This is a genomic window from Maribacter polysaccharolyticus, assembly GCF_028882255.1.
Lineage (GTDB): Bacteria > Bacteroidota > Bacteroidia > Flavobacteriales > Flavobacteriaceae > Maribacter_A > Maribacter_A polysaccharolyticus.
The window spans coordinates 467,481-480,515 of record NZ_JARBUY010000002.1 but is presented as its reverse complement, the minus strand read 5'-3'; the positions used below and the strand labels follow the sequence as shown (position 1 = coordinate 480,515).

Annotated in this window: 10 protein-coding genes; 8 read left to right on the top strand and 2 right to left on the bottom strand. The window is 43.0% G+C overall.

The genetic code is table 11. The features are described from left to right. Nucleotides 1-297: 297 nt before the first annotated feature. From PHU20_RS07990 to PHU20_RS07980, 3 genes are all read left to right on the top strand, one after another. Nucleotides 298-1,560 carry an Nramp family divalent metal transporter gene (locus PHU20_RS07990; protein WP_274824831.1) on the top strand — a complete coding sequence of 421 codons (1,263 nt, stop codon included), beginning with the start codon at nt 298-300 and terminating at the stop codon, nt 1,558-1,560. Nucleotides 1,561-1,562: 2 nt separating this feature from the next. After that, nucleotides 1,563-2,657 (top strand): type I phosphomannose isomerase catalytic subunit, encoded by a 1,095-nt coding sequence (locus PHU20_RS07985; RefSeq protein WP_274824830.1) that lies wholly within the window; start codon nt 1,563-1,565, stop codon nt 2,655-2,657. A gap of 309 nt (nt 2,658-2,966) precedes the next feature. Further along, complete coding sequence (locus tag PHU20_RS07980; protein ID WP_274824829.1) at nt 2,967-3,146, top strand: hypothetical protein; 180 nt, start codon at nt 2,967-2,969, stop codon at nt 3,144-3,146. 264 nt (nt 3,147-3,410) lie between these two features. Here the strand turns inward: PHU20_RS07980 and PHU20_RS07975 are convergent, their stop codons facing one another. Beyond that, nucleotides 3,411-4,052, bottom strand: coding sequence for a hypothetical protein (locus PHU20_RS07975; protein ID WP_274824828.1), 642 nt, complete (start codon nt 4,050-4,052; stop codon nt 3,411-3,413). Nucleotides 4,053-4,484: 432 nt separating this feature from the next. On the opposite strand from PHU20_RS07975, the gene PHU20_RS20140 reads away from it, so the two are divergent. Further along, entirely contained in the window at nt 4,485-4,811 is a 327-nt protein-coding gene (locus PHU20_RS20140) for a DUF6660 family protein (RefSeq protein ID WP_420828668.1), read from the top strand. An 85-nt stretch (nt 4,812-4,896) separates the two neighbouring features. Then, nucleotides 4,897-7,068 (top strand): TonB-dependent receptor, encoded by a 2,172-nt coding sequence (locus PHU20_RS07970; protein ID WP_274824827.1) that lies wholly within the window; start codon nt 4,897-4,899, stop codon nt 7,066-7,068. A 208-nt stretch (nt 7,069-7,276) separates the two neighbouring features. On the opposite strand, the gene nadE is transcribed toward PHU20_RS07970, so the two are convergent. Continuing rightward, the gene (gene nadE, locus PHU20_RS07965; RefSeq protein WP_274824826.1) at nt 7,277-9,226 is read right to left on the bottom strand and encodes an NAD(+) synthase; all 1,950 of its coding nucleotides are present in this window, start codon (nt 9,224-9,226) and stop codon (nt 7,277-7,279) included. A gap of 223 nt (nt 9,227-9,449) precedes the next feature. Here nadE and PHU20_RS07960 point away from each other — a divergent pair, with 223 nt between their 5' ends. The 3 genes from PHU20_RS07960 to PHU20_RS07950 all read left to right on the top strand — a co-directional run bounded on the left by PHU20_RS07960 (nt 9,450) and on the right by PHU20_RS07950 (nt 12,765). After that, on the top strand, nt 9,450-10,388 hold the full coding sequence (locus PHU20_RS07960) for a family 43 glycosylhydrolase (protein WP_274824825.1): 939 nt from the start codon (nt 9,450-9,452) through the stop codon (nt 10,386-10,388). 276 nt (nt 10,389-10,664) lie between these two features. Further along, nucleotides 10,665-11,894, top strand: coding sequence for a hypothetical protein (locus tag PHU20_RS07955; RefSeq protein WP_274824824.1), 1,230 nt, complete (start codon nt 10,665-10,667; stop codon nt 11,892-11,894). Beyond that, nucleotides 11,884-12,765 (top strand): DNA adenine methylase, encoded by an 882-nt coding sequence (locus tag PHU20_RS07950; RefSeq protein WP_274824823.1) that lies wholly within the window; start codon nt 11,884-11,886, stop codon nt 12,763-12,765. The genes PHU20_RS07955 and PHU20_RS07950 overlap by 11 nt, the downstream gene beginning before the upstream one ends. Nucleotides 12,766-13,035 lie beyond the last annotated feature (270 nt).

Genomic DNA, 13,035 nt, shown 5'->3' with positions numbered 1-13,035 from the left:
TCCCAATGAATCCATATTCATTATAAATAAATAGGAGGATCCCGAAAGAACATCAAGGTCCTTTGCTCCCAAAAGGCGTGGGAAATTGCCCAAACTTGGGCCCTAGCCTAAATCGGACCGTATAGGGGCAGCCCAATGGGGCCGGATATCAAAGGTACAAGAAAGCGGATTTATTATTTTTATTCCGCATAGAGGATTATCTTCGAACATCGGTTACTTTAATCATAAAATAGCTGTAGTCCAGGTCTTCTGGCTAGATAACCCTCATGCTTAATATTTTTGAAACCATCATCGTAAATGCAATCTGAAAAAAAAACCTGGCGATCTAAACTCTCCGCCTACATCGCACTATTTTTACCCGGAATTTTCTTACTTGGATTAAACATTGGGACCGGAAGCGTTACCTCAATGGCAAAGGCAGGTGCCGACTATGGCATGACATTGCTCTGGACGATCCTTGCCTCTTGCCTTACCACATTTTTCATGATCAACCTATACGGTCGATTTACCTTGGTGACCGGGGAAACAGCACTTCAGGCCTTTAAAAAACATATACACCCTGCCGTGGGTATTTTCTTTATCATCGCCCTTACCGTAGGGGTTTGTGGTAGTGTCATGGGGGTTATGGGTATCGTGGCGGATATCTGCTACGAATGGTCAACAACCATAGTGGATGGTGGTATTTCACCGCTCTACTTTGCCCTGTTCTTTATAACCATGGTCTATTTCATCTTCTGGAACGGGAAAACCGAATTTTTCGAAAGGGCCTTGGCGGTCATCGTGGCCATCATGTCCGCCAGCTTTATTCTCAATTTTTTCATCATGATGCCCCCTCCTTTGGAAATCTTAAAAGGACTTATCCCCAATGTACCCGAAACGCTAAGAGGTAATGAAAGTCCATTTTTGATTATTGCCTCTATGATCGGAACAACGGTTTTTTCGGGTCTTTTCATTATCAGGACCACCTTGGTAAAAGAAGCGGGTTGGGAATTGGCCGATTTAAAAAAACAACGGAACGACGCCCTTTTTTCGGTAACCCTGATGTTCATCATCAGTGGCTCCATAATGGCCGCTGCCGCGGGAACGTTGCACGTGGAGGGGATACAGCTATCCAAAGCCTCACAAATGATCGAGCTTTTGCAGCCCTTGGCCGGTAGTTTTGCCACCTCCATATTTGCCGTAGGGATCGTTTCGGCTGGAGTGTCCTCCCAATTTCCGAATATCTTGATGCTTCCTTGGCTCATTTGCGACTATAACGAATCTGAACGCGATATGAGCTTGCCGAAATACAGGCTTATCGTCTTTTTGATCTCCTTATTGGGCTTGGTCGTTCCCATATTCAATGCACAGCCCGTATTCGTCATGATCATCTCACAGGCCTTGAATGCGATTATATTGCCCCTTACCGTGATAAGTATCTTCTATCTGGTCAACCGTAAGGATCTTATGGGGGAACACAAAGCAGGCTTGGGATCCAATATTATTTTGGCACTGATCCTATTGTTCGCTATTTTCACCTCGGTATCGGGAATTAAAGGAGTAATGGAATTAATACAATAAAAATGGAGAAGGATTTACAGCAATTTGCACATATACCCCTAAAACAAGTTTCCAATAGGGTTTGGCGCACCTATTCAGGTGGTGCCTTGATCGATCACTGGAAAAAGGACACTCCGGAGGTCGATAACAGTTTTCCTGAAGAATGGATCATGTCGACCGTTACCGCCAGAGGCAAGAACCGACCCGTGGACGAAGGACTCACCAAGGTTGAAACCCCTAATGGCCTATTACCGCTAAAAGAACTGATCGATTCGAACAAAAAATTGTTCCTAGGGGAAAAGCTGGCCGAAAAATTCGGTACTACCGGAGTGTTGATCAAGATGCTCGATTCCCAAGAACGCTTAACGATCCAAGTGCATCCCGATAAACGCTATGCCAAGGAAATTTTAAATTCATCCTTCGGAAAAACCGAATCTTGGTACGTATTGAACACCCGCGAAATCGATGGTGAGAAAAGTGTCATTTATATGGGATTCAAGAAAGGGGTTACCCGGGAACAGTGGGAAGGCTATTTCTACGATCAAGATATAGAAGGCATGTTGAACAGCCTGCATAAAATAGAGGTAAAACCGGGCGATGCCTTTATGATCTATGGAGGGGTACCCCATGCGATCGGAAGCGGATGTTTTTTGATGGAAGTCCAGGAACCCACCGATTATACCATGCGGGTAGAGAAAACCACGCCAGCCGGACTCCGGATTACCGATGAACTGATCCATCAAGGAGTAGGTGAAAAAACAATGCTCGATTGCTTTCACTACGACGACTATACCCTCGAAGAGGCTTTGGCCAAATGGAAGGTCGCGCCACAACTCGTGGAGTCTTCCGAGGAGTTTACCTTCAACACCATTTTCAACAAAACCCATACCGACTGTTTCGGCCTGAGCGAACTGTACTTGGATGGTACCTATACGGTAAAGGCCAACGGAAGCTTCTATGTGATCGTGGTATACCAAGGGGAAGGGGTATTGCTTTGCAACGGCAAGGAATATACCTATACCCAAGGGGATGAGATCTTTGTCTCGGCCGCCATAGAAAGTGTCACCTTAAAATCGGATAGCAGCTCCAAATTATTGCTGTGTTATCCACCGAGCTAAAAAGCCAATACGCATCCCCAATTGCCTTTTTGGCATTGGCAGTGATTTCGGTATCGGGAAGACATCCAAAAGTTAAGCTGATCGCAACGACCGAAACTCCCGGAATTTTGGTCGTTGTATAATTTCCGAATAAAAGTCCCTCAAATTTGCCTACCTCCGAATATTATTGCAAATTTATGGGAGGTAATGTCATGGGGTGCAATCCCTTATCCCCAAATTAGGTGTATTGCACAAAACGGTCTACTATCCACGAAGAGGTTCACATTACCGAATTCTTTTAGAAACTGATCATAAATCGTATGCACGCAAATGGAAAACAAGAATCTACTTTTCCTGGCGATCGGACTTGGTATCTGTTCCGCGACCCTTTTAATTGAACGTTTTGTCTTTAGTATTCCCGATTGGGCGGTTATCGTATTGATGTTATTGGCCAGTGTGGCCTTGATCCTCCATGTTTTCACCTATAGGAAAAACCATCATAAGCATTGATGTTTTTTATACGGAAATAAAATCCGCCCTCCGCCTTGATATGGTTCTCCCTTCCCTTGCTTGCATTACTACGGCAGAAGATCCACCCCGAAACATACACTATCATGCCATGGAAAGTCCGTTGCAATCGAATGCCCCATGGGGTTCCTAAAACCTATGGAAGGGTTTCCCGGCCTATTTTCATTTTCGTGCCAGATCAAGAAAGGGGTACAAACCAAAAGCCCCAAGATGTTTCTTGGGGCTTTAGATTCTGTGATAGGGAAACTATTTCCCCCCATCCAATTTATCCTGTAATTTTTTCAATTCGTCCCATTTCCCTTGATCCGCCAATTTCGCCTGCTTGGGCCAAGAACCGGGTTTGTGCATGGAATAACGGGGACCGGCTTCCTTTAAGATCCCCTCAAGGACTTTTACGGGCGATTCGCTTAACTTCTTAAAGGTCCCTATCCCCTTTTCGGTTAAAATGCCCGCAATTTTAGGGCCTATACCCTCAATTTTTTTAAGATCGTCCTTTGTGGCTTTCTTTGCCGTTTTCGCAACCGGTTTCTTTACGGCTTTCTTCACCGGTTTCTTGGCGACTTTCTTTTTTTCGGGTACCGTGGTCAAATCAACCACCCCATTGTCTATACCTTCATAAGGGGAAGGCACATAAGCATCCGCCGCGTGGTCATTGAACCATCCTTTATCCTCACTTAAATATCGATATTCGTACCTTTTCCCGTTTTTTAATTTTATACGTTTTTGGTACGTATTCCCATTTTTATCCATTTGGCAAGTTTTGTCATTGGTCTGCCAATCGTTAAAATCGCCCAATAGCAAAATAGGTGCTGCACTTGGGGCCTCATCCGCTGCAATCGTAAATGTAACTTCGGTTTGTGAACCTTTAATTGTTTTTGTTAATGCCATGTTCTTAGTATTTTGTTCATACTATAAAAGTAACATAGAAAATACTCCTATTCAAGTGTTTGGGGCAACAATTATCATATTTTATTTCCACCCCAAAAACATCGAAATTCAATTGCACCCTACCCTTCCACGTTGTTCGTAATGGGGGGATACCCCACCTATTTCCTACACTTGAACACATGTCTTTTTTCTAAATACCGGCAAGAACGTTTCCCTGATAGCCCTTTCTTGAACGGCGTTTCAAACCCCTAACCACTTCCCACCTTATAGGGGCATCAATACGGCAGGGCACCAACATTTGCATACCCGGGCCCGGTTTTTAATGCATACCCCACTTTATATCCCCATCCCCTGCTTTGATTACACCTCGCTCCAAGGCAACAATTTTGCAAAGACCCATGAAATTTCAAATAAGATCGTATCTTTGAAACCATGAAATGGGTATCTTTCATACTAGCCGTTTATACTTTGGTGCTTACCCTAAGACCATGTTGTGGGGACGATAATTGCACCGACAGCGACAACTGCCAAACGGAACTCGTGGACAACCACGACAAGGACAACCATCAAAACAACGGACACAAAGGTTCTTGTTCCCCATTTTTTACCTGCGGAAACTGTGTGGGGTTCACCCTTACAACCGTTCATTTTTCGTTGCCCCCACAAACCGATATAACACCGGATTTGGTAACGATGTATCATTGTAATTTCCTTTCAGGCTTCGAGATGCCCATTTGGCAGCCCCCACAAATTCGTTGATGACCACTGCCTAACGGCGCAGACCATTTGCTTTTCGGTGCCACGCACCGCTTCATTTTCAACAACATTAACGAAATCATCAGTAATGAAAAAAACCATCATGCTGTGTATCGCCCTTATCAACCTAACAGCGGTATTCGGTCAGAACACTTTACGAACGGTCGTAAAAGACAGCGAAACACAAGAACCCTTAATGGGTGCCACGGCAGTTGTGCAAGGCACCACCAATGGCGTCATTGCGGACATCAATGGCAACATTGAATTAAAGGACATTCCCGACGGCGAACAGATCATCGTTTTCAGTTATATCGGTTATGAAACCCGGAAAGAAACCTATAATTTTCCCCTTGTGGCCACGACACCCTTGGTCATACTGCTTGAAAGTAAAGGGGAACATTTGGAGGAAGTCGTTATTTCTTCGACCCGTAGTAGCCGTACCATCGACAATATTGCCACTAGGGTAGAATCGATTGCCGGCGAAGAATTGGAGGAAAAAGGAAATATGAAGCCCGGCGATATTAGGATGCTACTGAATGAAAGTACCGGGATTCAAACCCAGCAGACATCGGCCACCAGTTACAATTCCTCTATCCGCATTCAAGGCCTTGACGGAAAATACACCCAGATTTTAAGGGACGGATTCCCCTTGTATTCAGGCTTTTCAGGCGGATTGAGTTTAATGCAGATTGCGCCCTTGGATCTACAACAGGTGGAAGTCATCAAAGGGGCTTCTTCGACACTTTATGGGGGCGGAGCCATTTCGGGCCTCGTAAACCTTATCTCAAAAATGCCCGAAGAAGAACGCGAAATAAGTTTCGTAATCAACGGCACCTCCGCATTGGGCTTGGATCTTAGTGGGTATTATTCACAAAAATTCGAAAAAGTGGGCACCACCGTATTTGCCTCCTACAACTTAGGCACTCCTTATGATCCCGCCGACATTGGCCTAACGGCCATTCCGAAATTCAACCGATACACCATCAACCCGAAATTCTACTATTATCCCAATGAAAAAACCACCCTGTATCTTGGGTTGAACAATACCGTGGAAGAACGTATTGGCGGCGATATCGAATACATAGAAGGTAATGGGGACAGCATACATTCCTACTACGAAAAAAACAATACCGACCGTCTAAGTACCCAATTGGGTTTTGACCGCATTTTGGATGAAAAATCCAAATTCGCATTCAAAAACAGTGTGAGCTACTATGACAGGAACATTGAAATTCCCGATTTCGAATTTTCCGGAACCCAATTGGCCTCATTCAGTGAAGCCAATTACAACCACAAGACCGAAAAGACCGAATGGATCGGTGGATTGAACTTATGGACGGACAAATTCACCCAAAGCAATGTGGCCGAAGAAGACGCCGTGGATTACAACTATACCACGGTAGGTGCTTTTGTCCAAAACACCTATAACATTTCGGAAAAATTCATTCTTGAATCGGGACTCAGGGGGGACTACCAAAACGAATACGGCTTTTTTGTCTTGCCACGTATTTCCGCCTTGTACAAATTGAACAAGAAATTGAGTATGCGGATCGGTGGAGGACTTGGTTATAAATCCCCCACGGTTTTTACGGAAGATGCCGAAAAAATCCAGTTCGGAAATGTATTGCCTTTAGACGTGGCCAATACCCATGCCGAAGAATCGATCGGCGGGAATCTGGACCTCAATTATAAAACGGCCCTCTCGGACAAATCCATTTTCACCATTAATGCCTTGTTCTTTTACACCCGTGTCGATGACCCCTTGGTGCTAACCACCACCACAAATGATTATTATGAATTTCAACAACCCAATGGCTATATAGACACCAAAGGCGTTGAAACGAACACTAAAATCACCTATGGGGACCTTAAACTGTTCGTGGGCTACACCTATGCCGATGTCAATGAACATTACAACGGTACCTCAACGACCTATCCGTTGGTGGCAAAACACCGCCTGAACAATGTGCTGATGTACGAAGTTGAGGAGAAATTGAAAATGGGCTTGGAGGCTTACTATTTCAGTCCACAGCAACTCAATGACGGTGCTACGGGAAAACAATATTGGCTCATGGGCTTTATGGTAGAAAAACTATGGGATAATTTCTCGATCTTCATCAATTTTGAAAACCTTACCGACACACGACAAACAAAATTCGACACCATTTACACCGGAACGATCACCGACCCCACCTTTAGGGACATTTACGCCCCCGTCGACGGTTTTGTCATCAATGGCGGTGTAAAGATAAAACTGTAAAGGAAGAGGCCGACAGATAAAACCACCTGCCACAGAACCGCTTTAAAGTACACCCTCAAGGGCCTGTTTACGATGATTGCCAAAACCCCTTTTGGCAATCATCGTATGACATTGCCTTCCCGAAGGTTTAAGGAGAAGGCCAGGATGCATCCCCTATGGCACGTTGCGTTTTTGGGTAAGCCCTGCCACAAACCATACCTAACGATCCCTAAGCGTTTTGGTTTGCCGGACTGTATTTGTCCATCTTCTGGATTATTTCCTTAAGTGCCTTGAACCTTTTCGTCTTCAATACCGGTAAGATCGATTCCCTGATGTCATAACCGTAGCTCGATTTACTGGTCAGGATGATCGGTGGACTCTGTACCCTTTTAAAAACGTTTCGTTGTATGGTATCGTAAAACCATTCTAGATCCCTTAAAAACTCCGTGGGGTCATCAATATGCCAACGCAGCATCATTTCCAAACCGATTCCCAGTTTTTCATGCAGGTTCCCCTCGACATACCAGGCCATGATGTCCTCGATGCCCTTTTTTTGAAAGTTCGTCGCTGCTTGCAGTAAGGCACAATGGTAGCCGAATTTCATGGGATCTACCTGATTGCTTTTCAATTCCGCGGTGGGTTGTATCTGCTCCTCCCCAAAACGCCATAAGGCATCGGGCAATAACAGATCGGGAATGATCTCCTCCCCGTAGACCACTTCGTTGATGTAACGACACATCTCGGCGACCTCCGTTTTGGTAAGATCCCCGATGGGGGCGATCGCCCCTCCCCAATCGCCATAGAGGGTGGCATACCCCAAGGCAATTTCCACCTTGTTCCCGTTGTTGGTAAAGAAGTACCTGTATTTGGCAGACAGGTTCGAAAGGATCGAAGCCCCACGTATTTTCGCCTGTACGTTCTCCAAATTGAATTCGCTCAGCGGTTTCCCATCCAATTCCAGAACACTTTTGTTGGCTTTTACCATATCCTCGATGGGAAGCACCAGATATTCGATCCCCAAATTTTGGGCCAATGTTTTGGCGGCCCCTTTGGTCTTGGCGGTATTGTATTGGGAGGGCATATTCACCCCAACGACCTTGTCTTTCCCAAAGGCCAACACCAATAGGGTCGCTACCAAAGAGCTGTCGATCCCCCCACTCAACCCAATGACAAAATGGGGATCATCGCCCAACATGTTCCTTGAATTTTTCAATCCGTTATAAATGGCCAGGTATTTTTCCCTGATCGTATTCCCTATGGCCCGCTTTTTTGATGAGAATGAAGCGGTTTCATCAATGACCATCAACTCCTCTTGCCAGCCCTTGGTGGAAAGGATGCAGGGATCCCCCGCCTCATTATAGACCGTAGACCCCCCGTCGAAGGTGATCATGTTCTTCCCGTTGTTCTGTACCCCGACACAGTTTACATAAAAGTACTTTACAAAGGTTTCCGATTGTTCTTTTAGGTATTTCACCCGCCTGTCCCTCGCATTGTTCTTCATAAAGGTCCATGGCGATGCCGATAGGTTCACGATGCTCTCCGCTCCGGCTTCTATAAGGATCTTGGTAATGTTTATGGGTTCGCCTTTGGCCCTATAGTCATGGCACCAAAGGTCTTCGCACAGCTCCATGCCCACGGGGATCTTTTGGTCCCCCTTCGAAATCGAAAATGGCGACAATAGGTCGCCCAGTTCCTTCCCATAATCGATGGCGACATCGAATAAGGAGAAAAAATAACGTTCATCGTCAAAAAACCGATAGTTGGGCAACAGGGTCTTGGGTTGCACCCCTACGGGCAGTATGCCGTTTTCCCGAACGCGCTCTACATAGGCACCGTTTTGCACCACATATACGGCATTGTATTTTCTGCTTCGCCCATCTTTATTGGGGTGATAGCCCTCGGCGGGCTTATGTACATGAATATTGCCATAGGCGATCGCGATGTTATCACTGGCCGCCAACAGTTCCTCGTTATAGCCCATCAACTCCTCGCAATAGGCATCTTCAAGGAATTTATCGCCCAATAGATAGCCGCCCACGCACATTTCGGGGAAGCAGATCAGATCAACGGATTGTGCCTTTGCCTGCTCGATCATATTGAGCATGTTGTCTACGTTCAATCGGGGCCGCCCGGGCACCACGTTCATTTGGGCCAAGGCTATGGTAAGTTTATCGGTCATTCGTGTATTGCTTTAAGAAACCTCTTTCGGTACACAAAAGTAAGGAATCGGAAGGGATCCCAAAGCCAAAGACCCATTTCGTCCCCTACCCTTTATCGGTTATTTTAAAAGTTAATCGCCATCGATTGGGTCACCTCATTTATTTGTAGGAAATTTAAGAGGCCTAAAGGCTAGGGAACCCAGTTGCCCCTAGCCCCGAACTGCCCACTAAAACCTAGACCAAATGAAATATGCCTTTTCTACCTTGTTGCTCCTGATATGCGCAACGGGATGTTTTGCCCAAAACCCGTTTATCACCCATATGTATACCGCCGACCCTTCGGCAAGGGTATTCAACGACACCTTATACGTGTATCCCTCCCATGATGAGGACGATGCCAACTGGTTTTTCATGAAGGACTGGCATGTGTTTTCGACCACCGATATGGAAAACTGGACCGATCATGGGGTTGCTTTTTCCTTGGATGACCTCAGCTGGGCCGACAAAATGGCCTGGGCCCCGGATGCGATCCAAAGAAACGGCAAGTATTATTTTTATTACCCGGTGGAACAGAGTAAGATCGGAGTCGCGGTAGGTGATTCCCCTACCGGACCGTTTAAAGACCCCTTAAATGCCCCCTTGATACACATCAACTCGGAAGGGGTGGTCTGTAACCGCGATTTTATAGACCCGGCCGTTTTTATCGATACCGATGGCCAGGCCTATCTCTATATGGGCCAATTGGTCGTAAATGCGATAAAACTCAACGAGGATATGATCTCTTATGACGGGGAAGTGCATTTGTTGGAAGGTACCGATGACTTTTTCGAAGCCATTTGGATGCATAAGCACAACGGCAAATATTACCTCTCCTATGTAGGGGAGAGTGGGGAAATCAAGTACTGCATGAGTGATGACCCTTTGGGACCCTTTGAATACAAAGGAGTGATACTCCCTAAGATGAACAGCGGCACCAACCACCATTCGATCGTGGAATACAAAGGGCAATGGTATATGTTCTACCACAATTCGGATCTCTATTACCGCAACCACCCCGAGGTAGCGGAAAAATTTGGTTGGGGGCATGAAGGGAGCCCACACCCCTATCGCCGATCGATCTGTTTTGACAAACTGTACTACAATGAAGACGGCAGTATTCGGCACGTAATACCTACAAAGTAAACCGATCAATGTAAGCATAAAAATGGAAGGGCCATTACAGATATCTGTAAGGTTTTGTGAAATATTGTTTGGATATTTATGAGATAAAATAGAACGAATAAACCTAATATTAACAACCTTAACCTTTTATCGGGTATTTTTTGGGTTTATCTATTTAGGGTTGCTTACCTGCAACTTTTGAAAGAATTTTAAGGTAACCTTGAATTATAAAATTGTTTTTATTAATTATTCAAGCAACCATTATACTTCATGCCAGAATAAGTAGAATAAAGAGAAATGAGTCAAAAAATAGAAAAAATAAAAATTGAAGACTTGGTTTTATGGACCGAAAATCCAAGAGACCCAATTGACCCTAATAGCAACGACCAAGATATTACTGACAAAGCATGGAAAGATGACCACGACAAATGGAATCTTTTAAAATTAGCCAAAGAAATGAGAGAATTTTATGATTTCAGTGAACTTCCAACGGTAGTTTATTATGGCAATAAACCTGTCGTTTATGATGGTAATAGAAGAATGATATTAGCTAAACTAAAACATGACCTTGTAAAGCTTCCAGAGTTTGACAAAACAAAATTACCTCATATCCCTAAAATAATTCCATGTAATGTATGTGACAAGGAGATTGCCATAAAAAATGTTTTTAGAAAACATGGCAACTCAGGTACTTGGTCTCCTTTAGATAGAGATATTTTTTTACATAAACATATGAATGAACCGAAAAGCACATTTTTAAAAATTGAAGATGCAACCGGTATAATATCCAACAACCCACACCTAAATCAAAGATTCGTCAAAGAAGAAATATTTACAAATCAAAAACTTAAAGAAATGGGGTTCGAGTTTAATCAAGACGACCTTGAAAGTAAACACTCGAAATCCGAAGCTAAAACCATATTCGATGACATTTCTAGTAAAGTTGCTGCTAAAGTAATTCATACTCGAAAAAATCGTGGAAAGGTTATTGAAGTTCTTGATAAATCATCGAGAAGTTTGATTGAAACTAATAAGAAAAAACCACTTACTAAGATTCATATTAATGCCACAGGAGTAATAACACCTCTTAAGAAAAAACAAGCACCTAGAACTAAGAAAAGGGAACCAGAAATATTTAATGGTAAGTTATACCTCAAACCGGGACAAGTAAGTGATCTTTACCGTGACATTGTAGATTTATATGGCTTTTATCAGCAAAAAAAAGATACTTTTAGCCAATATTTCCCAAGTCTTGTTAGAATGTCTTTGCGTTTACTAGGTGAAACTGCAGCTACTGATAATCAATTGCCTTTGGACAAATATCTAAAAAAGAATTATAAGAATGCGAAGAAAAATTTAGATAAAGATGCCAAAACCACTCTTTCCACACAGAATGTCACCGAAGGCTCATTAACACAGCTTCTTCATATTGGTGCGCACAATTATCAAGCTAGTAATAACCTTGACCAAACAATAGCAATATCAATTATACTTGGTGAAATTTTGACAATTACACATGGAAGATAGCGAAAGACATAGCCAATTCGAATCACCTCTTAGATATCCAGGTGGCAAAGCCTGTATTTTCCCTTTTATTTCAAATCTTTTTTATGAAAATGGACTACTTGGTGTTGATTATGCTGAACCATATGCCGGTGGCTCAGGACTTGCCTTAAAACTATTATTCAACGAATATGTAAATCATATCCACATTAATGACTTTGATTATTCGATTTATTCTTTTTGGAAATCTATTTTAGAATCCAATCAACGATTTTGTGATTGGGTAGAAGATGTTCAAGTAGATATAGACAATTGGAACTATTACAAATCAGTACAAAAAAAACCAAAGGAGTTTAGCCAATTTGAATTAGGTCAGGCAGTCTTTTTTCTTAATAGAACAAATATTTCAGGTGTAATTAAAGGTGGAGCAATTGGTGGTTTAGAGCAAAAAGGAAAGTATAAAATTACAGCAAGATTTAATAAAACGGATTTGATAAAACGGATTGAAAGAATTTCTAAGTTTAAACACCGCATTTCCCTTACAAATCATGATGGCTTAAATTTTATTCGTCAATTAAATCAAAAAAAACTAAATACATTTATCTACTTAGACCCACCTTACGTTCATAAGGGTGCTGATTTGTACATGAACTATTTCAAGAAGAAAGACCATAAAAAGCTTGCTCAGCAGGTGGAGAAAATAAACCATAAATGGTTAGTATCATACGATGATAATGACTTCATTATAAATCTTTATGGGAAACAAAAGAAATTACGCTACAGACTTTCCCAATCAGCCTCAAACCGTGTAGGTAATGAAATTTTAGTCTTTGCCGACCAATTAAAATTTGATCAATCCAAATTGAAGCTAAAGAATGTTCAAATTATAGAATAAAAACATGAAGGTCCTACTAACTCACGCCACCCTTAATCGGCTATATTGAAGCATCCCCCCGCTGGCGCAAGCGTCACGCTTGTGCCTGTAAGCGTAAAAAGGATTTTAATATGGCCTAAATAATTGAAAAGTAAAAATTAGAAATGAGCATAAAATACAATTTCAATAACTCGGTAGAAAAAAGGTTTTGTAGCAGCGCCAATTGATTGAAAGTACAGTAGTACAAGAAAATATAATTTTAAGAATAGTCAACGATTGTATGCTTCGGCC

Excerpts from the sequence above, each read along its gene's own strand:
- nadE (WP_274824826.1), bottom strand. The coding sequence starts at position 9,226 with ATGACCGATAAACTTACCATAGCCTTGGCCCAAATGAACGTGGTGCCC.
- PHU20_RS20140 (WP_420828668.1), top strand. The coding sequence starts at position 4,485 with ATGAAATGGGTATCTTTCATACTAGCCGTTTATACTTTGGTGCTTACC.
- PHU20_RS07975 (WP_274824828.1), bottom strand. The coding sequence starts at position 4,052 with ATGGCATTAACAAAAACAATTAAAGGTTCACAAACCGAAGTTACATTT.
- PHU20_RS07955 (WP_274824824.1), top strand. The coding sequence starts at position 10,665 with ATGAGTCAAAAAATAGAAAAAATAAAAATTGAAGACTTGGTTTTATGG.
- PHU20_RS07980 (WP_274824829.1), top strand. The coding sequence starts at position 2,967 with ATGGAAAACAAGAATCTACTTTTCCTGGCGATCGGACTTGGTATCTGT.
- PHU20_RS07985 (WP_274824830.1), top strand. The coding sequence starts at position 1,563 with ATGGAGAAGGATTTACAGCAATTTGCACATATACCCCTAAAACAAGTT.
- PHU20_RS07960 (WP_274824825.1), top strand. The coding sequence starts at position 9,450 with ATGAAATATGCCTTTTCTACCTTGTTGCTCCTGATATGCGCAACGGGA.
- PHU20_RS07990 (WP_274824831.1), top strand. The coding sequence starts at position 298 with ATGCAATCTGAAAAAAAAACCTGGCGATCTAAACTCTCCGCCTACATC.
- PHU20_RS07950 (WP_274824823.1), top strand. The coding sequence starts at position 11,884 with ATGGAAGATAGCGAAAGACATAGCCAATTCGAATCACCTCTTAGATAT.
- PHU20_RS07970 (WP_274824827.1), top strand. The coding sequence starts at position 4,897 with ATGAAAAAAACCATCATGCTGTGTATCGCCCTTATCAACCTAACAGCG.